The sequence below is a fragment of the Micromonospora sp. NPDC048947 genome, assembly GCF_040649495.1.
GTDB lineage: Bacteria > Actinomycetota > Actinomycetes > Mycobacteriales > Micromonosporaceae > Micromonospora > Micromonospora alfalfae.
The window spans coordinates 72,951-92,010 of the sequence record NZ_JBEZFO010000012.1 but is presented as its reverse complement, the minus strand read 5'-3'; the positions used below and the strand labels follow the sequence as shown (position 1 = coordinate 92,010).

19 protein-coding genes are annotated in these 19,060 nt (G+C 71.0%); 13 read left to right on the top strand and 6 right to left on the bottom strand.

The window, feature by feature from the left end; all coding sequences use genetic code 11:
• Positions 1-42 precede the first annotated feature (42 nt).
• The 5 genes from AB0B98_RS18665 (at position 43) to AB0B98_RS18645 (ending at position 6,068) form a co-directional block, all read left to right on the top strand.
• The gene (locus tag AB0B98_RS18665; RefSeq protein ID WP_357364050.1) at positions 43-957 is read left to right on the top strand and encodes a PD-(D/E)XK nuclease family protein; all 915 of its coding nucleotides are present in this window, start codon (positions 43-45) and stop codon (positions 955-957) included.
• Between the two features lie 205 nt (positions 958-1,162).
• On the top strand, positions 1,163-1,849 hold the full coding sequence (locus AB0B98_RS18660; RefSeq protein ID WP_357364048.1) for a response regulator transcription factor: 687 nt from the start codon (positions 1,163-1,165) through the stop codon (positions 1,847-1,849).
• A 355-nt stretch (positions 1,850-2,204) separates the two neighbouring features.
• Positions 2,205-2,972 (top strand): ABC transporter ATP-binding protein, encoded by a 768-nt coding sequence (locus tag AB0B98_RS18655; protein ID WP_030332873.1) that lies wholly within the window; start codon positions 2,205-2,207, stop codon positions 2,970-2,972.
• Complete coding sequence (locus AB0B98_RS18650; RefSeq protein WP_357364047.1) at positions 2,972-5,527, top strand: FtsX-like permease family protein; 2,556 nt, start codon at positions 2,972-2,974, stop codon at positions 5,525-5,527. The genes AB0B98_RS18655 and AB0B98_RS18650 overlap by 1 nt, the downstream gene beginning before the upstream one ends.
• A 163-nt stretch (positions 5,528-5,690) precedes the next feature.
• Positions 5,691-6,068 (top strand): carboxymuconolactone decarboxylase family protein, encoded by a 378-nt coding sequence (locus AB0B98_RS18645; RefSeq protein WP_357364045.1) that lies wholly within the window; start codon positions 5,691-5,693, stop codon positions 6,066-6,068.
• Positions 6,069-6,085: 17 nt separating this feature from the next.
• Here the strand turns inward: AB0B98_RS18645 and AB0B98_RS18640 are convergent, their stop codons facing one another.
• The 3 genes from AB0B98_RS18640 to AB0B98_RS18630 form a co-directional block, all read right to left on the bottom strand.
• A complete protein-coding gene (locus tag AB0B98_RS18640) occupies positions 6,086-6,742 on the bottom strand; it encodes an HAD family phosphatase (protein WP_357364216.1) in 657 nt (218 codons plus the stop codon).
• A 121-nt stretch (positions 6,743-6,863) separates the two neighbouring features.
• The gene (locus AB0B98_RS18635) at positions 6,864-7,607 is read right to left on the bottom strand and encodes a neutral zinc metallopeptidase (protein WP_238672320.1); all 744 of its coding nucleotides are present in this window, start codon (positions 7,605-7,607) and stop codon (positions 6,864-6,866) included.
• 135 nt (positions 7,608-7,742) lie between these two features.
• Positions 7,743-7,952 (bottom strand): hypothetical protein, encoded by a 210-nt coding sequence (locus tag AB0B98_RS18630; protein WP_357364043.1) that lies wholly within the window; start codon positions 7,950-7,952, stop codon positions 7,743-7,745.
• A gap of 223 nt (positions 7,953-8,175) precedes the next feature.
• Here AB0B98_RS18630 and AB0B98_RS18625 point away from each other — a divergent pair, with 223 nt between their 5' ends.
• Complete coding sequence (locus AB0B98_RS18625; RefSeq protein WP_258395694.1) at positions 8,176-8,568, top strand: YciI family protein; 393 nt, start codon at positions 8,176-8,178, stop codon at positions 8,566-8,568.
• Complete coding sequence (locus AB0B98_RS18620) at positions 8,546-9,829, top strand: DUF6596 domain-containing protein (RefSeq protein ID WP_357364041.1); 1,284 nt, start codon at positions 8,546-8,548, stop codon at positions 9,827-9,829. The genes AB0B98_RS18625 and AB0B98_RS18620 overlap by 23 nt, the downstream gene beginning before the upstream one ends.
• Positions 9,830-9,934: 105 nt before the next feature.
• Here AB0B98_RS18620 and AB0B98_RS18615 read toward each other — a convergent pair whose 3' ends face one another.
• Positions 9,935-11,035 carry an ionic transporter y4hA gene (locus AB0B98_RS18615; RefSeq protein WP_238672322.1) on the bottom strand — a complete coding sequence of 367 codons (1,101 nt, stop codon included), beginning with the start codon at positions 11,033-11,035 and terminating at the stop codon, positions 9,935-9,937.
• Between the two features lie 111 nt (positions 11,036-11,146).
• Between AB0B98_RS18615 and AB0B98_RS18610 the strand changes: the two genes are divergently transcribed.
• Both AB0B98_RS18610 and AB0B98_RS18605 read left to right on the top strand, forming a co-directional pair.
• Positions 11,147-11,509, top strand: a complete 363-nt coding sequence (locus AB0B98_RS18610) for a metalloregulator ArsR/SmtB family transcription factor (RefSeq protein WP_357364039.1) — start codon at positions 11,147-11,149, stop codon at positions 11,507-11,509.
• Positions 11,506-12,009, top strand: coding sequence for an SRPBCC family protein (locus AB0B98_RS18605; RefSeq protein WP_357364037.1), 504 nt, complete (start codon positions 11,506-11,508; stop codon positions 12,007-12,009). The genes AB0B98_RS18610 and AB0B98_RS18605 overlap by 4 nt, the downstream gene beginning before the upstream one ends.
• On the opposite strand, the gene mug is transcribed toward AB0B98_RS18605, so the two are convergent.
• The gene (gene mug, locus AB0B98_RS18600; protein WP_357364214.1) at positions 12,006-12,575 is read right to left on the bottom strand and encodes a G/U mismatch-specific DNA glycosylase; all 570 of its coding nucleotides are present in this window, start codon (positions 12,573-12,575) and stop codon (positions 12,006-12,008) included. The genes AB0B98_RS18605 and mug overlap by 4 nt on opposite strands.
• 62 nt (positions 12,576-12,637) lie before the next feature.
• Here mug and AB0B98_RS18595 point away from each other — a divergent pair, with 62 nt between their 5' ends.
• Both AB0B98_RS18595 and AB0B98_RS18590 read left to right on the top strand, forming a co-directional pair.
• Complete coding sequence (locus AB0B98_RS18595) at positions 12,638-13,381, top strand: methyltransferase domain-containing protein (protein WP_238672326.1); 744 nt, start codon at positions 12,638-12,640, stop codon at positions 13,379-13,381.
• Positions 13,382-13,526: 145 nt separating this feature from the next.
• A complete protein-coding gene (locus AB0B98_RS18590) occupies positions 13,527-14,231 on the top strand; it encodes an alpha/beta hydrolase (RefSeq protein ID WP_357364035.1) in 705 nt (234 codons plus the stop codon).
• A 42-nt stretch (positions 14,232-14,273) separates the two neighbouring features.
• On the opposite strand, the gene AB0B98_RS18585 is transcribed toward AB0B98_RS18590, so the two are convergent.
• Entirely contained in the window at positions 14,274-14,621 is a 348-nt protein-coding gene (locus tag AB0B98_RS18585; RefSeq protein ID WP_357364033.1) for a hypothetical protein, read from the bottom strand.
• A 306-nt stretch (positions 14,622-14,927) separates the two neighbouring features.
• On the opposite strand from AB0B98_RS18585, the gene AB0B98_RS18580 reads away from it, so the two are divergent.
• Together AB0B98_RS18580 and AB0B98_RS18575 are read left to right on the top strand one after the other, a co-directional pair.
• Complete coding sequence (locus AB0B98_RS18580) at positions 14,928-16,115, top strand: ThuA domain-containing protein (protein ID WP_357364031.1); 1,188 nt, start codon at positions 14,928-14,930, stop codon at positions 16,113-16,115.
• Between the two features lie 86 nt (positions 16,116-16,201).
• Positions 16,202-19,033: a PQQ-dependent sugar dehydrogenase gene (locus AB0B98_RS18575; RefSeq protein WP_357364029.1), complete on the top strand. Its 2,832-nt coding sequence runs from the start codon at positions 16,202-16,204 to the stop codon at positions 19,031-19,033.
• The last annotated feature ends 27 nt before the right edge of the window (positions 19,034-19,060 follow it).

The following is a 19,060-nucleotide window of genomic DNA, read 5'->3' as shown; positions in this document are numbered from 1 at the left end:
GGCGGCGGTCGGTGTCGCACCGGTGCCCTAACCTTTGCCGACATGACGGCGGAATCGGTCACCACCTCCCAGCCCTCCCCCGCGGCGCAGGCGCCGCCGACGGTGCGGGCCTCGCTGTCCCCGTCGCGGGCGGCGGATTTCAAGACCTGCCCGCTGCTCTACCGGTTCCGCAGCATCGACCGGCTGCCCGAGCGCACCACCATCGAGCAGGCCCGGGGCACGTTGGTGCACGCGGTGCTGGAGCGCCTGTTCGACCTGCCGGCCACCGGCCGCACGCCGGAGGCGGCCGGTGACCTGGTGGCCCCCCAGTGGGACCGGCTGGTCACCGAGCAGCCGGAGCTGGCCGGGATCTTCGACGGCGCGGAGCCGGCCGGCCCGGTGGAGTTCCTCCGCTCCGCCGCCGGGTTGTTGCAGGGTTACTTCGCGGTGGAGGATCCGACCCGGCTGGAGCCGGCCGAACGCGAGAGCCTGATCTCCGCGGTCGTCGACGAGGAGTTGCTGATCCGCGGCTACCTCGACCGGCTCGACGTCGCGCCCGACGGCGCGCTGCGCGTGGTCGACTACAAGACCGGGGGCGCCCCGCGGGAGGCGTTCGAGGCGCGGGCGCTGTTCCAGCTGAAGTTCTACGCCCTGGTGCTGTGGCGCACCCGAGGGGTGGTGCCCCGGGTGCTGCGGCTGCTCTACCTGCGCGACGCCGAGGTGTTGGATTACACCCCGGACGCCGACGAGCTGGTCCGCTTCGAGCGCACAGTGGTGGCGCTGTGGCGGGCCATCGAGCAGGCCACCGCCCGGCAGGATTTCCGGCCCCGGCCGAGCCGGCTCTGCGACTGGTGCAGCCACCAGGCGCTCTGTCCCAGCTTCGGCGGCACCCCGCCGCCGTTCCCGGTCACCGCGGCGAGCGCCGACCCGCTGCGTGACTCCCGGTCCACTCCGGTGGCGCCGGGCGCTGACGAGTGACGGCCTCCTGAGCGACGCGAACGGCACGGCTGTTCGGGCCGCCGGGACCGCCTGCCGCACTCCGCCGCCGCCGACCCGACCGCAACGGTGCCGCCGCGGTCGGGACAGGTCGACCGGCCGGCCTCTACGGTGATCCGCGACGTACCGGCTCCGGTACGCGAGGATGACCGGTGCGCGCCACGACGTCGGCGGGACGGGAGACGAGATGACCGATCAGGCGCCCTCGGCGCGGCCGGTGCGGATCCTGCTCGCCGACGACCAGCCGCTGCTGCGGACCGGGTTCCGGATGGTGCTGGGCGCCGAGAGCGACCTGGACGTGGTGGCTGAGGCCGGTGACGGCGTGGAGGCGGTGGAGTTGTCCCGCCGGCTGCTGCCCGACGTCGTACTGATGGACATCCGGATGCCCCGGATGGACGGGGTGGCGGCGACCCGGGCCATCGTCGACGCCCGACTGCCGGTACGGGTGCTGGTGCTCACCACCTTCGACCTGGACGAGTACGTGGTGGGCGCGTTGCGGGCCGGCGCCCGCGGATTCCTGGCCAAGGACGTGCCGGCGGAGGATCTGATCGCGGCCATCCGCACTGTCGCCGGCGGGGACGCGGTGGTGACACCTCGGATCCTGCGGCGACTGCTGGACCGCTTCGCCGAGCTGCTGCCCGACCCGGCGGCGACGCCGTCGGCGACGCTCAACGCGCTCACCGACCGGGAGCGCGAGGTGCTCGTGCAGGTCGCACGGGGGCTGTCCAACGCCGAGATCGCGACGGTCCTGTCAGTGAGCGAAACCACCATCAAGACGCACGTCGGGCATGTGCTGACCAAGCTGCGCCTGCGCGACCGGGTGCAGGCGGTGGTACTGGCGTACGAGTCGGGGCTGGTCCGCCCCCGGGCGTAGTTCCGCCGGCCCGGGTACCTCACCCGGCGTACTCGAAGATCCCTCCGTGGGGGGACGGCTACCGTTGCCGTCGTCACCTACCGTGACCGGAGATGGCGTAGTTCGGTTGACCCTCCTGTGGCGTCAGGTGCAAGTGTCGGTGCTGCCGCCCGCCGCCGAGGTGAAAAACGGTCGACCGGCCGTCGACTCAGGGGCAACCCTGATCCGACATGGGGGTGCACCCGCAGCGGGAAATCCGCGCCAGGTCCCCCCAGGGTCGGACGGGGCGGATGTATGCAGCACCGATGATTGAACAGTCGCGCCGGACCATCGGGGGGCGGCGTGCATTTTCGGACAGACGGAAGAGGTAGATGACGTGACCGCGACGGTAGGCCAGCAGGCGCAGGCCGCGGCCCGGGCGAACGACGTGTGGAAGGTGTACGGCAGCGGCGAGGCTCAGGTCATCGCGCTGCGGGGGGTCAGCGCGGAGTTCGAACGTGGCCGCTTCACCGCGATCATGGGCCCGTCGGGTTCCGGTAAGTCCACGCTGATGCACTGCCTGGCCGGTCTGGACTCGGTGACCCGGGGGACGGTGTCGATCGGTGAGACGACGGTCACGGGGCTGGGCGACGCGGGGCTGACGAAGCTGCGCCGCGACAAGGTGGGCTTCATCTTCCAGCAGTTCAACCTGCTGCCGACGCTGACCGCCAAGGAGAACATCCTGCTGCCGCTGTCGATCGCCGGGCGCAAGCCGGACCCGGCCTGGTACGACACGGTGATCGAGACGGTGGGTCTGAAGGACCGGCTGGACCACCGGCCGGCGCAGCTCTCCGGTGGGCAGCAGCAGCGGGTGGCGTGCGCCCGGGCGCTGGTCTCCCGCCCCGAGGTGATCTTCGCGGACGAGCCGACCGGCAACCTGGACTCGCGCTCCGGCGCGGAGGTGCTCAACTTCCTGCGTAACTCGGTTCGGGAGCACGGGCAGACCATCGTGATGGTCACCCACGACCCGACGGCCGCCGCGTACGCCGACCGGGTGGTCTTCCTCGCCGACGGCGAGATCGTCTCGGAGCTGATCGAGCCGACCGCCGAGACGGTGCTGGACACCATGAAGAAGCTGGACACTCCGGCCGAGGTGGGCAACTGATGTTCCGCGCGACGCTGAAGAGTCTGCTGGCCCGTAAGGTCCGGCTGATCCTGTCCGGCCTGGCGGTGGTGCTCGGGGTGATGTTCGTCTCCGGCGCGTTCGTGCTCACCGACACGCTGGGTCGATCCTTCGACTCGGTCTTCGCCGACGGTTTCTCCGAGATCGACGTGAACGTCGCGGCGAAGCCGAAGGTGCAGGTCAACGAGATGGAGGGCGAGCAGACAGTCGCCCCGCTGCCGGCCGCCCTGGTGGACCGGGTGAAGCAGGTGCCGGGGGCGGCCTCGGCGACCGGTGTGGTCAACGCCGACGGCGCCCGGGTGATCGGCAGCAACGGCAAGGTCGTCACCTCGTTCGGTCCGCCGCAGTTGGGCGAGAACTGGACCGGCGAGAGCGAGCTGCTGAAGCTGCGTGAGGGGCGCGCGCCGCAGGCCGAGGATGAGATCGTCATCAACAAGGCGTTGGCCACGGCAGCGAAGGTGCAGGTCGGCCAGAAGGTCGGCGTGCTGACCGCGTTCGAGTCGAAGAAGCGTGATTTCACACTGGTCGGCGTCTTCGGTTACAGCGGTGACCGGGACTCGATCGGCGGGGTCAACGAGGTCTTCTTCACCACGCCGGTGGCGCAGCGGCTGATGCTGGGCGAGCCGGACGTGTTCAGCAGCATCACCGTGCAGGCCGCCGGCGGGGTCTCGGACGAGAAGCTGCGCGACGACGTGGCCCGCACCCTGGGCGCGGACTTCGAGGTGAAGACCGGCAAGCAGGTGGCCGCGGACGCCTCGGCCAGCCTGAAGGAGGGCCTGTCCTTCTTCAACAAGATCCTGCTCGGCTTCGCCGCTGTGGCGCTGCTGGTGGGCACCTTCCTGATCCTCAACACCTTCTCGATCATCGTGGCGCAGCGGACCCGGGAGTTGGCGCTGATGCGCGCCATCGGGGCCAGTGGCCGGCAGATCATCGGTTCGGTGGTGCTGGAGGCCATCGCGGTGGGGTTGATCGCGTCGGTGCTCGGCCTCGCCGCCGGCATCGGGGTGGGCGCGCTGCTGGCGTTCCTGTTCGGCAAGCTCGCCGGTGGGCTCACCCTGGCCGGGATCGGCGTGCCGGCGGCGGCGGTGATCGGTTCGTTCGCCGTCGGTCTGGTGATCACCGTGGTGGCGGCGCTGCTGCCGGCGCTGCGGGCGTCCCGGATCCCACCGATCGCTGCCATGCAGGACGTGGCCACCCCGGACCGACCGTTGACAAAGGTCACGGTGGCCGGGTCGCTGGTCACCGGCGTCGGCGCGGTGCTGCTGTTCCTCGGGCTCAGTGGCAACGCCGGCGGTCAGACGCTGTCGACCATCCTCGGTGGGGTGCTGTTCGCCTTCATCGGGGTGGCGTTGCTGACTCCGCTGATCAGCCGGCCGGTGGTGAGCCTGCTCGGCGCGATCTTCTCCTGGTCGGTGCCGGGCCAGCTGGGCCGGCTCAACTCGGGGCGCAACCCCCGTCGTACGGCCATCACGGCCGCCGCGCTGATGGTCGGCATCGCGCTGGTCACCGGCGTCACTGTCATCCTCGACTCGGCCAAGGGCAGCATCAGCGCGCTCGCCCAGGACACCATCAAGGCCGAGCTGGTGATCGCCGGCCAGCAGGGCGGCCCGCGTCCGCCGACGTTCGACCCGGGCGTACTGGACCAGGCCAAGGCCCTGCCCGGTGTGCGGTTGGTCGACGGCGAGTACGGCGACATGGGGCGGATCGACGGCGAGGGCACCTGGGTCGCGGCGAGCAGCGACATCGCGTCGCTGCGGCAGATCTTCGGCGCGAAGCCGACCGCCGGTGACATCGACCGGCTCGGGCCGACCCAGATGCTCGCCAGCTCGGACACTGCCACGTCCCGTGGCTGGTCGGTGGGTTCCACCGTCAACGTGCAACTGACCCGGGGCGAGGCACGCACCTACACGATCAGCGGCATCTACGAGTCGTCGCAGCTGACCAACCCGGTGACGTTGCCGGTGACCGCGGCGAAGGACTTCGCGATCCCGCAGCCCATCCAGGGCTTCATCCAGCTGGACCCGGGCACCCGGGTGTCCGACGTCCAGCCGCAGGTGGAGGCGTTGCTCGCGGACAGCCCCGAGGTGTCGGTGGCCGACCGGGACGCGTTCATCAAGCAGCAGACCAGCTCGCTCGACGGGCTGCTCACGATGATCCAGATCCTGCTCGCGCTGGCCATCGTGATCGCCGTGCTGGGCATCATCAACACCCTGGCCCTGTCGGTGCTGGAGCGGACCCGCGAGTTGGGTCTGCTGCGGGCGATCGGCCTACGCCGGTCCCAGACCATGGGCATGATCACCGTGGAGGCGGTGGTGATCTCGGTGTTCGGCGCGCTGCTCGGCGTGGTGGTGGGCACCGGCCTCGGCGCCGCTGTGGTCGAGGCGCTCAAGGACGAGGGCATCACCGACCTGATCCTGCCCTGGGGGCAGATGGGTGTCTTCCTCGGCCTCGCCGCCATCATCGGCGTGGTGGCCGCGGTGCTCCCGGCCGTCCGGGCGGCCCGGATCAACGTCCTGGGCGCCATCGCCCACGACTGATCGGCACTGCCGAGGCCCCTGGTCGCCATCCGCGCGACCGGGGGCCCCGGCCGTCCGGCCTGCCAAATTCGCCCCACGTGGCAACCGAGACTGCCAGGCTGGTGGTGCCGGCACGGCGCCGGCCCGCCCGCGAACCGGGCGGCGGGCGGCTGAGGACGATGAGATGACCGATCAGGACGCGTACCAGCGGGCACTCGACAATGCCGAGCGGCTGCTCGGTCAGCCGCTGGTGCTGCCACTCGGCAAGGGTGAGCCATCGGTCGGGCAGGATTTTCGTCGTCTCGCCACGGTGCAGACCTTCGGCGAGGCCTGGCCACGGGAAGGTCTGGACCTTCGCAGCCGTTGCCTGGTCTCAGTGGCGATCGCCGCCGCCCTCGGCACCCACGAGCCGCTCCGCGGCCAGTTACGCATCGCCCTGACCTCGGGGGTGACCAAGGAGGAGATCGTCGAACTGTTCATCCACCTCGCCGCTTACGCGGGGGCCGCGAGAGCGTTCGACAGCTACCAGGTGGTCGGGGCGGTCTTCGCCGAACAGCAGTGACCCGCGCGCCGACCCGGTCAGCCGGTCGCGCCGGCCCGGTCGTTCACCAGCCCGGCGAGCAGGTCCAGGTCGACGCCGGTCAGGTTCTCCACCTGGTGTACGCCGACAGTGTCGGCGAGCGGCACCTCCGCAGGGACGGCCAGCACTGCCGCGCCCGAGGCGAGCGCGCTGGCCACGCCGGTCGGTGAATCCTCGATCGCCACACAACGCTCGATCGGCACACCCAGCAGCCGGGCCGCGGTCAGGTACGGCTCGGGGTGCGGCTTGGCCGCCACCACCTCGTCACCGGCGACCACAGTGTCGAAGTTGTCCCGACCGAGGGTGTCCAGGGCGATCTCGACCAGCGCCCGGGGGCTGGAGGTGACCAGCGCGGTGGGGATTCCCGCCGCGCGGACCGCGCGCAACAGCTCGAACGCCCCCGGCTGCCAGGGCAGGCCGGTGCGGAACAACTCCAGGATCCGGGCGTTGATCCACGCCGCGCTGATCTCCGGATCCCGTTCGGGCTGCCCCAGGTCGTCGTGCAGGATGCGCATCGACTCGGCCATGGCGGTGCCGATGATCGACTGGCGGGCGTCGACGGAGAGTTCCCCGCCGTACTCCTTCGCGAGTTCCTGCAACGCGACGTCCCACAGCTTCTCGCTGTCGACCAACGTGCCGTCCATGTCGAAGAGCACAGCGGCGGGGTGATGGCTGCTCAGCGGAACCTCCAGGGTCGTGACCGACACCGGCGATCCTGCCAGCAGCCGCCGGGGCTGGTGGCGGCAACGGGCGCCAGGGTGATCCGGGCAACCCCGCTCAGCCCAGGTCGCACTCCTTCAGGGAACCCTCGTACCCCCGGAAGAACATGTCGGTGCGCTGCTCGGCGGTGCCGTGCGCCCCTTCCGCGAACCACGGCTGGTCCGGGTCGTCGCCGACCGCCGCCACCCCCTCCCGGAACTCGTCCAGGTCGCCCTCGGCGAGGGTCAGGGCCTCCGAGCGAACCGAGTCGCCGAGGTACGCCCCGGCCATGCAGTCGGCCTGCAACTCCTGCTGGATGGTGAAGCTGTAGTTGATGCCGAGCCGCACCTGGATGGCGTGCGCGTACTCGTGCCCGAGCAGGTAGAACACGAACGCGTCGCCGACCTGGCGGAACGCCGCCACCGACCAGGCGACGTCGTACGCGATGAAGTCGCCGCGCGAGCAGTAGACGGCGTTGTTGCGGGGCAACGCCTGGCCGCCACAGGACACCTCGCCGTCGCGCTGGTACGGGATGATCCGCCGGATCGGCTGGAATCGTTGCCCGGACTCCTTGAACTGGGCCGCCCAGTACCGCTCGGCGACCGCCTGCGCGTCGGCGACGTCCTGCTCGAACTCGGCGACGCTCGTGGTGCTGTCGGCCCGGGTGGTGCTCGGCCCCGGTGAGGCTGCCGACGGGTTCGCCCCGGGGCGCTCGGCCTCCGGCTCGGCCAGCCCACCGCCGGCGCAGGCGAGGGAGACCAGTGCGGCGATCAGCAGCCCCGCCAACGGGCCCCGCGCGTCGCGTCCGAACCGTGCCCCCACTGTGCCTCCCCAGACATCGGTACTCAGGCTGGTAGTACCCCGACGATAGGACCGCAACGCCCGTCACCGGTTTCACGCACGGCACGGCCGGACGGTTCACGTGCACTGAGCCTGGGCGGGCAGTCGCAGCCGACGTCAACCACCCGACTCACGACCGCGCTGCCACGTGTCACCCTGGTCACCGTGCCGCTCTGCCTCGTACCGGTGCTGGCGAGCACGAGCGTCCCGCCCAGCCCGAGAGTCGTCGCCCCCCACCTCGCCGACCCGCCCCCGCCGCACCACGACGCCAAACGCCACCCCCGCCACGACGACGAAGATCCCCACCACCACCCACACCACAGTCATCCCGCCAACCTAGGCCCCACCCACCACAGCGCCCCTCGGTGATCACGGAGTTGGCGTCACCCCGCTCGGCGTGTCGCGACGCCAACTTCACGATCACCGGTTCGGGTGGGAGGCAGACCCGAGGTCGGTGGGATGTCCGGGTGGGGGGTTGAGGTTCGACGTTTCCGGTGAGGGCGCCGGGGTGGTGTCCTCACCGGAGGAGGAGGGAAGAACCGTGAAGTACATGATTTTGCTCTACGGGTCGCAGCAGGACTACGACGTGCTGTCCGGGCGGGCTTCCGACCGGCCGGCGATGTCGGCCGAGCAGATCGCGGCGATGCACCAGCACATGGAGACCTTCCACCAGGCGCTGGCCGAGTCCGGGGAGTTGGTTGACGCCCGGGGCCTGAGCGAGCCGGTGCACGCCCGCCGGGTGCAGGTGCGCGAGGGGGCACCAGTGATCACCGACGGCCCGTACCCGGAGACGCAGGAGGTCCTCGCCGGCTACACCATCGTGGAGTGCGCCAGCTTCGACCGGGCCACCGAGATCGCCGCCGGCCTGGTCGACCCGGACGCCCCCGGTGGGTACGTGGACGTGCGGCCGGTGCTCGACGGTGTCGAGGACCTGGCCGGCTGACCGGGTGCCGGAGACTCCCGCCGAGGACCTGCTGCGCGAACTGGCGCCGCAGGTCCTCGGCGCGCTGGTCCGCCGCTACGGGCACTTCGACACGGCCGAGGACGCGGTGCAGGAGGCGCTGATCGCTGCGGCGCACAGTTGGCCGCGCGACGGCGTACCGGAGAATCCGCGTGGCTGGCTGATCACCGTGGCGTCCCGTCGGCTGACCGACCTGCTGCGTCGCGAGCAGGCCCGGATGCGGCGGGAGGACACGGTGGCCCGGTGGGTGCTCCCGGAGCAGTGGCGCGCCCCCGGCGCCGACCGTCCGCCGGCGGACGCCGACGACACGCTCATCCTGTTGTTCCTGTGCTGTCACCCGGCGCTGTCGGCGGCGTCGCAGATCGCGCTCACCCTGCGGGCGGTGGGCGGGCTGAGCACCGCCGAGGTGGCGCGCGCGTTCCTGGTGCCGGAGGCGACGATGACCCGGCGGATCAGTCGGGGCAAGCAGCGGATCCGTGACAGTGGGTTGCGGTTCGCGCCGCCCACCGGCCCGGAGCGCGCCGACCGGCTCGCCGCCGTGCTGCACGTGCTCTATCTGATCTTCACGGAGGGGTACGCCCGCACCGCCGGGCCCGGGTTGCTGCGCGCCGACCTGACCGCCGAGGCGATCCGGCTGACCCGGCTGGTGCGCCGGCTGGCGCCCGAGGACCCCGAGGTCACCGGGTTGCTCGCGTTGATGCTGCTCACCGACGCTCGCGCCCCGGCGCGGATCGGCCGGCACGGTGAGCTGGTGCCGATGGCCGAGCAGGACCGCTCCCGGTGGCGGGCCGACCAGATCGCCGAGGGGGTCGAGCTGATCACCGGGGCGCTACCGCGCGGGGCGGTCGGGGCGTACCAGCTCCAGGCGGCCATCGCGGCCGTGCACGACGAGGCGCCCAGCGCGGCGGCCACCGACTGGGCGCAGATCACCGCGCTGTACGAGGTGCTCCTCGGGATGTCCGACAACCCGGTGGTGGCGCTCAACCACGCGGTGGCGGTGGCCATGAGCCGGGGCGCGCCGGCCGGGTTGGCGTTGCTCGCCGACCTGGCCGACGACCCCCGTCTCGCCGACGACCCTCGACTGCCGGCCGCCCGCGCCCACCTGTGGGAGCTGGAGGGCGAGCGGCTCGCGGCGCGGGAGGCGTACCGGATGGCGGCGGCGCGCTCGACGAACCTGGCGCAGCAGCGCTACCTGAACGCCCGCGCGGAGCGCCTCGCGGGCGACCCGCCGCCCACCGGCTGAGCCGACGGGCCGCGCGGGCCACGCGACGGGCCGACGGGCCGTGCGGGTCACGCGACGAGCCGGCGGACCGTGCGGGTCACTCGGTGAGCCGGCGGACCGTGCGGGTCACGGGCTGGCGGCCAGGAAGACGAAGGCGGCCATCAGCACCAGGTGTACGCCGCCCTGCAACACGTTGGCCCGGCCGGGCACCACTGTGAGGACGGCGGTCACGGCGGTGAGCGCGAGCAGGGCGAGCTGGGTGCCGCCCAGGCCGAGCAGCAGCGGGCCGTCCAGCCAGATCGAGGCGATCGCGATGGCCGGGATGGTCAGGCCGATGCTGGCCATCGCCGAGCCGAGCGCGAGGTTCAGGCTGGTCTGCACGCGGTCGCGGCGGGCGGCGCGGGCGGCGGCCAGGGTCTCCGGCAGCAGCACGAGCAGGGCGATGATCACGCCGACGAACGCGTGCGGCAGGTTCGCCGCGGCGACGCCGGCCTCGATGGTCGGCGAGACGGTCTTGGCGTCGCCGACCACCGCGACCAGCGCCACCAGCAGCAGGCCCAGGCTGACCATCGCCGCACGGGTCGTGGGCGGCTTGGCGTGCTCCTCCGTCTCGATGACCTGGCCCCGGCTGTCGACCGGAAGGAAGTAGTCGCGGTGCCGGCCGGTCTGCACGAGCACGAACAGCCCGTAGAGCGCCAGCGAGGCGACGGCGGCGAAGGCGAGTTGGGCCGGGCTGAACTCCGGGCCGGGCCGGGCCGTGGTGAAGGTCGGGATGACCAGACTCAGGGTGGCCAGGGTGATCACGGTGGCCAGGGCTCCGCCGGTGCCCTCCGGGTTGAACACCGCCACGCGGCGGCGCAGCGCCCCGAGCAGCAGGGACAGGCCCAGTATTCCGTTGCAGGTGATCATGACGGCGGCGAAGACGGTGTCGCGGGCGAGCGACTGGGTCTTCTCCGGCCCGCTGATCATGAGCGTGACGATCAGGGCCACCTCGATCACTGTGACCGCGACGGCGAGCACTAGGGACCCGTACGGCTCCCCCACCCGGTGGGCGACCACCTCAGCGTGGTGCACCGCCGCGAGCACCGCGCCGCCCAGCAGCACCGCGACAACCACGATGACGGGCCCAGGCAGGCTCCGCCCCCAGGTGACCATCAATATCAGGACGGCGAGCACGGGTACGACGAACGTCCAGTCGGTCAGGCGGGAGCGAAGGAGGGCGGCCATCCATAAAGAGTGCCAGGTCAAGTGATCATGTGCCCACCATCGACGCGGCGACATGCGGCCGTCCGTGGCCTTCACCACCCCGACCCGTAACCCATAGGTTACGCTTTCCAGGTGAACGAGGTGGCCACCGCGATCGCGGACCCGGTACGACGGCACATCCTGACCCTGCTGCGCGACGAGTCGCTGTCCGCTGGTGACATCGCCCAGCGATTCGTGATCAGCCGACCCGCGATCAGCCGCCACCTGCGGCTACTACGCGAGAGCGGTCTGGTGCACGACGAGATGGTCGGCCGACAGCGGATCTACCGACTCGATCCGCGCCCGCTCGCCCCGCTGGTCGACTGGCTCGCCGCGCTCGCGGCCACCGACCGGTGGGGCCGGCACCTCGACGCGTTGGAGACCGAGGTCTATCGCACCCGCCGAGAGCGCCGCAGCCGCGGCCCGGCGGAGCACCGAAGGGAGCAAACGGCATGACCCGCACGCCCGCCGGACGCCTGTTCCAGACCGACACCGGCCACGATCTCGTCCTCACGCGAACCTTTCGCGCCCCGGCGGCCGACGTCTGGGCCAGCCTGACCGAGCCGGAGCGTACGGCCCGCTGGTTCGGCCCGTGGGAGGGCGACGCCGGGCCCGGACGGACCATCCGGGTCCAGATGACGTACGAGGAGCAGCAACCCTGGTGCGAGGTGCGCATCGACGCGTGCGAACCGCGGCAGCACCTCGCCGTGTCGATGGTCGACGACTACGGCAGCTGGCTGTTGGAGCTGTCGCTGACCGAGACCGACGGCACCACCGAGCTGCGGTTCGTGCAGCACCTGAGCAGCGTGGAGGGCATCGCCGAGGTGGGTGCCGGTTGGGAGTACTACCTGGACCTGCTGGTCGCCTCCCGGGACGGCTCGCCCCGCCCGGAGTTCGACGACTACCACCCGGCGATGCAGCCCTACTACCAGGGGCTGGTCGCCACGGCCGGCTAGGGGTCGAGGGCCTGCCGCAGCTTGGCGAACTCGGCGGTCAACGCCGGCAGCGGGAAGTGCGCGTTCAGACCGCTGGGGTTCGGCAGCACCCAGACCTGGGCCGGGCCCAGCCGGTCCGGTCGCGGGCCCAGCCCGGCCTTCGGTCGGGCGAAGGCGATCCGGTACGCGGTCACCCCGAGGATCGCCACCCAGCTCGGCCGGTAGCGCTCGGCCTTCATCGCCAACCCGGTCACCCCGGCGACCAGCTCCTCCGGGGTCAGCTCGGCGGCGCGGGCGGTGGCCCTGTTGCTCAGGCTGGTGATACCCAGGCCCTGCCGCAACAGCTCGTCGCGTTCCCATGAGTGCAGTTGGCGGTCGGTGAAGCCGGCCCCGTGCAGGGCCGGCCAGAAACGGCTGCCCCGGCGGGCGAACGGCTCCCCCACCGCTGCCGAGTACAGGCCCGGGTTGTAGCCGCAGAACAGCACGCGCAGCCCGGGACCGATGATGTCCGGCAGACCCCGACCGGCCGCCGCCGCCACCTCCTGCGGGGTCGGCCGCCGCGCCGGCCCCGCACGCTCCGCGTCCATCTCACCGATCCTGCCGTACGCCCCGGTGCCGGACCCGGCGCACGGCTTGACACTCTCAACGGATGCAGTCAACCGACCACCTCGCCGCCAGCCGTCACGCGCGGATGCGCTGGAACACTCCGCTCTCGCCGGAGCACGCCGCGTTGCTGCTGCAACGGCTCGACGTCCGCCCCGGCGCGCGCGTGCTCGACCTCGGCTGTGGTTGGGGTGAGCTGCTGCTGCGGGCGGTCGCCGCCGGCGGTGTCTCCGGCCCGGTCGCGACGCGCGGCGTCGGCGTCGACACCGACGAGGCCGCGCTCGCCCGAGGGCGGCGGCTGGCGGCTGGTCGGTCGCTGAACCGGCACGTCGCCTTCGTGATGGGGGAAGCGGCGGCCTGGCAGGAGCCGGCCGACCGGGTCCTCTGCATCGGCTCGGCACATGCCTTCGGCGGCACCGAGGCCGCCCTCGACGCCCTCGCCGCAGTGGTCCGGCCCGGCGGGCGGCTGCTGTTCGGCGACGCGTACTGGGAGCGGTCCCCCACGGCGGAGATCGCCGAAATCTTCGGTCCGGAGGTCCCGACCCTCTCCGGACTGGTCGAGACCGCCCGACAGCGGGGCTGGCGCTTGCTGCACCTGAGCACCGCCGACCAGCGGGAATGGGACGACTTCGAGTCGACCTGGCTCGCCGGCCGGCAGGAGTGGCTGTTGGCGTACCCGGAGGATCCCCGCGCGGCCGAGGTCCGCGCGGAACTCGACGACAGGTTGCGCCAGTACGTCGGCGGTTACCGGGGTGTCCTCGGCCTCGGCTACCTCGTCCTCGGCCGGTGACCGTCCGCGGTTGCGGACCCGGCGCCCTCTAGCGGCTGAAGCCTGGACGTTTGACCCACCGCCCCGTCCGTCGTGGGGAAGAGTGGTGGGCGAGAGCTGTCGTCGAGCAACGGGCGGCGGCACGGCGTCATGCGGAGGTTTTCGGATGAGCGACACGTCTTCGGCCAGGCCCGCCCGCAACGTCGTCCTGGTCCATGGCGCGTACGCCGACGGGTCCTCCTGGTCCGACGTCATCCCGCTGCTACAGCGGGCCGGGCTGACGGTCACCGCGGTCCAGAACCCGCTGACCTCCCTGGCCGACGACGTCGCGGCCACCAACCGCGCCCTCGACCGGCAGGACGGGCCGACGGTGCTGGTGGGCCACTCGTGGGCCGGCACGGTCATCAGCGAGGCCGGCAACCACCCGAGGGTCACCGCCCTGGTGTACGTCGCCGCCCGCGCGCCGGACGCTGGCGAGGACTACGCCGCGCTCGCCGCCAGGTACCCCACGCCACCGGCGAACGCCGGCCTCGTGCACCACGACGGGTACGCGCAGCTCAGCGAGAGCGCTTTCCTGGCCGACTTCGCCGGGGGAATCGAGCAGACCCGGGCCCGCGCTCTGTACGCGGTGCAGGGCCCGATCACCAAGAACCTCTTCGAGGGCCGCACGACGACGGCCGCCTGGCGGGACCGGCCCTGCTATTACTCGATCTCCACAGAGGACCGCACCACCGCGCCGGAGCTGGAGCGTTTCCTGGCCGAGCGGATGAACGCGACGACCATCGAGGTCGAATCGTCGCATCTCGCCATGGTCACCCACCCGGAGACGATCGCCGACCTCATTCTGATGGCGACCCGGGGCACCCGGTAGGGCGGAAGCGGCTGGCCACGGGACGGCCGGCCGACGTGGGGCTCAGGTCAGGGCACACGCGGATCCGCAGTACGGGCAGAACGCGCGCTTGGCATTCGAGGTGACCTCGATGTCGCACAGTGCGCAGTGGCCGTTCTCCCACAGGCCCTGGTCGATCCCGAGGCCCCCGTCGTAGTAGTCGCGGTCCGGCCAGGCGACCAGTTCCACGTTGAGGCCCGGTTCGACCTCGTCCGCGTAGTAGGTGACGCTCGCCAGAGTCAGCGCAGTTCGCATGCCGTACGCCTCGGCCGTGTAGTGCGGCAGGGCCCGGCGCAGGACGTCGACCAGCTCGCGGACCGGCAGCGCCACGAGTTGCTCGGCGAGCCGTTCTCGATCTTCGTCGGTGCTCATCACACCGACGATACGTCTTACCTCCACGCCGCCGTCGGTCGTGCACGGGCGTAGTCGGACCGGAACACCTGGGCTTGACGGGGCCTAGACATCGGAGGTTTACTGCGTCAACGATGCCAGTCGATGAATTTAGATCGTCCACTGTGGGACGTCTGCATCTTCGGCCGGTGTCACCGCCCAACCCCTGCACCCCCACCACCACCTCAGCCGAGCATCGGCGGCCCGGCTCCCGCACCACCGCCATCGCGGCCTCCGGCCTGCCCGTGCGCACAGCCTGAGGTAGACGCTCAGCAGAGGAGCAAGACCATGCGTTCCCGTCCCCGCCTGTTGGCACTCGTCACCGGCCTGGCCGTCATGCTGGCCAGCCTGGTCGCACTGCCGACGCCCGCCTCGGCGGCGCCACTGACCAAGGTCCTGGTGTTCAGCAAGACCGCCGGCTTCCGGCACTCGTCCATCCCCAACGGCATCGCGGCGATCCAGCAGCTCGGCTCGCCAAACGGCTTTACCGTCACCTCGACCGAGGACGCCGCCCAGTTCACCACCTCCAACCTGGCCCAGTACCAGGCGGTGGTCTTCATGTCGACCACCGGCGACGTCCTCAACGCCAGCCAGCAGAGCGCGTTCGAGTCGTACATCGCCGCCGGTGGTGGCTACGTCGGCGTACACGCCGCCGCCGACACCGAGTACAGCTGGCCGTGGTACGGCTCGCTGGTCGGCGCATGGTTCGACTCGCACCCGGCCATCCAGAACGCCACGGTGCGGATCGAGGACCAGACCAACCCCTCGACCGCCCACCTCGGCACCACCTGGGTCCGCTCCGACGAGTGGTACAACTACCGCACCAACCCCCGGTCCAGCGCGCGGGTGCTGGCCAGCCTCGACGAGTCGTCCTACAGCGGCGGCAACATGAACGGCGACCACCCGATCACCTGGTGCAAGGCCTACGGTGGCGGGCGTGCCTGGTACACGGGCCTCGGACACACCGAGGCGTCGTACACCGATCCGAACTTCACCCGGATGTTGCTCGGCGGCCTCCAGGTCGCCGCGGGTTCCGTGACGGCCGACTGCTCGCCGCGCACCACGACCCCGCCGCCCACCGCCAGCGGCTCCACCCTGCGGGCCCGCGCCAACAACCAGTACGTCAGCGCGCCCAACTCGACCACCGCGCTGATCGCCAACAAGACCTCGGTGAACACCAGCGAGCGGTTCGACCTGGTCAACCTGGCCAACGGCAACGTGGCGCTGCGGGCCAAGAGCAACTCGCAGTACGTCGCGGCCGAGAACGCCGGGGCCGCCGCGCTGATCGCCAACCGGGGCAGCGCCGGCGCCTGGGAGACGTTCCAGCTCATCCGCAACTCCGACGGCACGGTGAGCCTGCGGGCCACGGTGAACAGCCGGTACGTCTCCGCCGACAACGGGGGCGCCTCCCCGTTGATCGCCAACCGCACCTCCATCGGCCAGTGGGAGAAGTTCGACCTGGTCACCACCAGCTGACCTGACCCCCCCGCTCGCACTCCACCACCACCTGGTCGTGGCGCGCCCCCGCGCGCCCGTCCCCCGGTCGTCGAGAAAGGACGATCATGCTCTCGTATCCCCGGCGCTGGCCCCGGGCGCTCTTCGCGGCGGTTCTCACCGTCGCAAGCGCGGCCCTCGCTGTGGCTGCACCGTCCACCGCGCAGGCCGCGGTGATTCCCGCCTCCGACTATCAGCAGGTCAAACTCGCCACCGGCTCGGCCGAGCTGGGTGAGGCCATGTCCCTGGCCGTTCTGCCCAACCGCTCGGTGCTGCACACCGCCCGCAACGGCGTGCTGCGGGTGACCGACGTGGCCGGCAACACCAAGACCTCCGGCACCCTGTCGGTCTACACCCACGACGAGGAGGGGTTGCAGGGCGTCGCCGTCGACCCCGGCTTCGCCACCAACCGGTGGATCTACCTGTACTACTCGCCCACGTTGAGCACCCCGTCCGGGGACGCCCCGACCACCGGTTCGCAGTCTGACTGGGACCGGTGGAAGGGGCACCTGCGGCTGTCGCGGTTCACCCTCAACTCCGACGACACGCTCAACCTGGGCAGCGAGAAGATCGTGCTCCAGGTCGCCAATGACCGTGGGCAGTGCTGCCACGTCGGCGGCGACCTGGACTTCGACGCCGCCGGCAACCTGTACCTGACCACCGGCGACGACACCAACCCGTTCGAGTCGTCCGGCTACGCGCCGCTCGACGAGCGGACCAACCGCAACCCGCAGTTCGACGCCCAGCGCTCGGCGGGCAACACCAACGACCTGCGGGGCAAGCTGCTGCGGATCAAGCCGCAGGCCGACGGGACGTACACGATCCCGTCGGGCAACCTGTTCGCGCCCGGTACGGCCAACACCCGTCCCGAGATCTACGCGATGGGTCTGCGCAACCCGTTCCGGATGAGCGTCGACAAGGGGACCGGCGTCGTCTACCTCGGCGACTACGGCCCGGACGCGGGAAGCACCAACTCCAGCCGGGGCCCCCAGGGTCAGGTCGAGTTCAACCGCATCGCGGCGCCCGGCAACTTCGGCTGGCCGTACTGCACCGGCAGCAACACGAGCACCGAAACATACAATGAATACACCTTCCCGTCCGGGCCGTCGCAGTCCAAGTACAACTGCACGGGCGGGCCGACGAACAACTCGTTCCGCAACACCGGGCTCGGCACGTTGCCCGCGGCGAAGCCGGCCTGGATCAAGTACGCGGGTGACTCCGGTTCGCCGTCGGAGTTCGGCAGCGGCTCGGAGTCGCCGATGGGCGGGCCGGTCTACCGGTACAACGCCTCGCTCAACTCCAGCATCAAGTTCCCGCAGTCGCTGGACGGCCAGTTCTTCGCCGGCGAGTACGGCCGCCGTTGGATCAAGGCCATCAAGGTCAACTCCGACGGCTCGCGCGGGGAGATCTCCAACTTCCCGTGGAGCGGCACGCAGGTCATGGACATGGCCTTCGGCCCGGACGGCGCGCTCTACGTGCTGGACTACGGCACCGGCTCGAACAACCAGGCGCTGTTCCGGATCGAGTACATCGGTGGTGGCAACCGCAACCCGATCGCTGTCGCCTCGGCCAACCCCACGTCAGGGGCCAACCCGCTGACCGTCAACTTCTCGTCGGCCGGCAGCTCGGACCCCGAGGGTGGCTCGCTGAGCTACCTGTGGACGTTCGGTGACGGCACCACGTCGACGGCGGCGAACCCGACCAAGACGTACACCACGAACGGCACCTACTCCCCCACGTTGAGGGTCACCGACCCGAATGGCTTGACCGGCACGGCGAGCCTGGTCATCACCGTGGGCAACACGGCCCCGACGGTGACGCTCACCTCGCCCGCCGACGGGCAGCTGTTCAGCTTCGGTGACACGGTGTCGTACCAGATCTCGGTGAGCGACCCGCAGGACGGCACCATCGACTGCTCCAAGGTGAGCCTGACGTACGCGCTGGGCCATGACAGCCACGCCCACCAGATCACCTCGAAGACCGGGTGCAGTGGCTCGATCACCTTGCCGACCGACGGTGAGCATGACTCGGCCGCCAACATCTACGGGGTGTTCGACGCCGCGTACACCGACAACGGCGGGCTGACCACGCACAGCATCAAGACGCTGCAACCGAAGCACCGCCAGGGTGAGCACTTCGGCGCCCAGTCCGGTGTCCAGGCCACCGACCACACCAGCGCCGAGGGTGGCCGCACGGCCGGGTTCATCGAGAACAACGACTGGATCTCCTACCAGCCGTACAACCTGTCCAACGCCAACCGCATCACCGTACGGGCGTCGTCGGCCGGCGCCGGTGGCACCATCGAGGTCCGGGCCGGGTCGGCCACCGGAAGCCTGCTGGGCACCGTCACGGTGCCGGTGACGGGCAACTGGGAGACCTTCGTCGAGGCGTCCGGCACGATCAGCAACCCACCCACCGCGTCGACGACGTTGTACCTGGTCTTCAAGGGTGGGTCGGGCTACCTGTTCGACGTCGACGCGTTCACCTTCGCGACCGGCACCGGTAGCGGCTCACCGGCGAGCACCCTGCGGGCGCAGGTCAACAGCCAGTACGTGTCGGCGGTCGGCAGCACGGCACTGATCGCCAACAAGGCCAGCGTCGGCACGACCGAGCAGTTCGACCGGGTGGACGCCGGCAACGGCAACATCGCCCTGCGGTCGCGCGCCAACGGGCTTTACGTCTCCGCCGCGAACGCGGGCGCCAACCCGTTGGTCGCCAACGCCACGGCGATCGGATCGTGGGAGACGTTCCAGCTCATCACCAACTCGGATGGGACGGTGAGCCTGCGCGCCACTGTCAACAACCAGATCGTGTGCGCCGAGAACGCCGGGGCCGGATCCCTGATCGCCAACCGTACGTCGGTGGGTGCCTGGGAGAGGTTCGTCCTGACCACCGGCTGACCGAGGGTGTGTGCACAGGGCCCGGCC

What these genes read in the sequence shown, in the direction of transcription:
- AB0B98_RS18665 (WP_357364050.1), top strand. Translation starts at nt 43, where the DNA reads ATGACGGCGGAATCGGTCACCACCTCCCAGCCCTCCCCCGCGGCGCAG.
- AB0B98_RS18660 (WP_357364048.1), top strand. Translation starts at nt 1,163, where the DNA reads ATGACCGATCAGGCGCCCTCGGCGCGGCCGGTGCGGATCCTGCTCGCC.
- AB0B98_RS18650 (WP_357364047.1), top strand. Translation starts at nt 2,972, where the DNA reads ATGTTCCGCGCGACGCTGAAGAGTCTGCTGGCCCGTAAGGTCCGGCTG.
- AB0B98_RS18645 (WP_357364045.1), top strand. Translation starts at nt 5,691, where the DNA reads ATGACCGATCAGGACGCGTACCAGCGGGCACTCGACAATGCCGAGCGG.
- AB0B98_RS18630 (WP_357364043.1), bottom strand. Translation starts at nt 7,952, where the DNA reads ATGACTGTGGTGTGGGTGGTGGTGGGGATCTTCGTCGTCGTGGCGGGG.
- AB0B98_RS18625 (WP_258395694.1), top strand. Translation starts at nt 8,176, where the DNA reads ATGATTTTGCTCTACGGGTCGCAGCAGGACTACGACGTGCTGTCCGGG.
- AB0B98_RS18615 (WP_238672322.1), bottom strand. Translation starts at nt 11,035, where the DNA reads ATGGCCGCCCTCCTTCGCTCCCGCCTGACCGACTGGACGTTCGTCGTA.
- AB0B98_RS18605 (WP_357364037.1), top strand. Translation starts at nt 11,506, where the DNA reads ATGACCCGCACGCCCGCCGGACGCCTGTTCCAGACCGACACCGGCCAC.
- mug (WP_357364214.1), bottom strand. Translation starts at nt 12,575, where the DNA reads ATGGACGCGGAGCGTGCGGGGCCGGCGCGGCGGCCGACCCCGCAGGAG.
- AB0B98_RS18595 (WP_238672326.1), top strand. Translation starts at nt 12,638, where the DNA reads ATGCAGTCAACCGACCACCTCGCCGCCAGCCGTCACGCGCGGATGCGC.
- AB0B98_RS18590 (WP_357364035.1), top strand. Translation starts at nt 13,527, where the DNA reads ATGAGCGACACGTCTTCGGCCAGGCCCGCCCGCAACGTCGTCCTGGTC.
- AB0B98_RS18585 (WP_357364033.1), bottom strand. Translation starts at nt 14,621, where the DNA reads ATGAGCACCGACGAAGATCGAGAACGGCTCGCCGAGCAACTCGTGGCG.
- AB0B98_RS18580 (WP_357364031.1), top strand. Translation starts at nt 14,928, where the DNA reads ATGCGTTCCCGTCCCCGCCTGTTGGCACTCGTCACCGGCCTGGCCGTC.
- AB0B98_RS18575 (WP_357364029.1), top strand. Translation starts at nt 16,202, where the DNA reads ATGCTCTCGTATCCCCGGCGCTGGCCCCGGGCGCTCTTCGCGGCGGTT.